This window comes from Roseomonas sp. TS2, assembly GCF_058833935.1.
Window position 1 is genome coordinate 1 of sequence record NZ_JCACVY010000355.1, and the last position, 1,262, is coordinate 1,262.

The 1,262-nt window shown below is 78.4% G+C and carries 1 protein-coding gene; it reads right to left on the minus strand.

Annotated elements, in window-relative coordinates:
• A partial coding sequence (locus ACZJYS_RS24355) for a glycosyltransferase (protein ID WP_493180652.1) occupies nucleotides 1-1,262 on the minus strand: 1,262 nt, incomplete at both ends.

Consider the following 1,262-nt stretch of genomic DNA (forward strand, 5'->3'; position numbering starts at 1 on the left):
CCGCGCCGGCCAGCAGCGCCAGCAGCAGGCTGACCAGCCGGTGCGGCCTGCCCGTCTCGGCCGTGGGTGCCAGGGCGGCGCGCCACAATGCGGCGCCACGCTCCGGCATCGTCGCCAGGGCGGCGAGGCCGGCCAGGGCGCGGTGCCCGCGGGGCGCCAGCAGCGCCGCCTGCGCCAGGCGGAACAGTGGCAACATCAGCGCCGGCAGCAGGAAGGGCAGCAGGGGCGCGGCCTCCAGCAGGCGCGCGGCGGCCAGGGCCAGGGTCCAGGGCAGGGCGAGCACCGCCAGGGCCAGCCACAGCGCATCGCCCGCCGCGGCCGCCGGCTCGGCCAGCAGGTGGCGGCGCTGCGCCGGCGAAAGGCCGCGGTGCCGCGGGTTCAGCAGGGCGGCGCCATGCCGGCGCAGCCCGTGCAGCAGCCCCGCCACGCTGGCCTGCGGCACCGCCGGCACATGGCCGGCGGCCAGGCCATCGGCCAGCTCCAGCCCGTCCCAGCCCTGGCGCAGCAGGCGCAGCCCCAGCTCGGCCGGCTGGCAGGGGGCGGCCTCGTCCCAGCCGCCCGCCATCTCCAGCGCCGGCCGGCGGATCAGCGCCAGGGCCGGGCGCAGCGGCACGGCGCGGTGTTCGTTGCGGGCCCGCTGCACGCGCGGCCAGCGCGAGGCATCGGCCGCGTGGGCCAGCCGCTCGGCCAGCGGCGCGCCCCGCTCCGGCGCGCAGGCGGCGGCCTGCACGAAGCCGAGGCCGGGGTCGCGGAAGAAGGGCACGGCGTGGCGCAGCCAGTCCGGCTGCACACGGCAGCCCGGCTCCAGCGTGGCCACCAGCGCGGCATCCGGCGCCATCTCGCGCAGGGCGAAGTTGCGCGCCGCCCGCTGCCCGGCGCCGAGATGGAAGAAGCGAAAGCGCGGGCCGAGCCGGGCGCAGTGCTCGGCCACCGGCTCCCAACTCTCGGGGCTATGGCTGCTGTCCAGCACCAGCACCTCCAGCGCGCCGTAATCCAGCTCCGCGAGGTGGTCCAGCGTGTCGCGCAGCAGGGCAGGCGGCATGTCCTGCGTCGGCAGATGCACCGAGACACGCGGCTCCGGCCCGCCTGCCTGCCCCAGCGCGGGGTGGCGGCGTCGGTAGGCGCGCGCGAACAGCGAATCGGCCAGCAGCCGCGCCTCCCACAGCAGCAGCAGCGCCATGGGCAGGAGAAGGACGAGCAGCGCCAGCCAAGCCGGATGCGACGCCAGCCCCTGCCGCGCCAGGACAGCCAGCCCGCCGGCC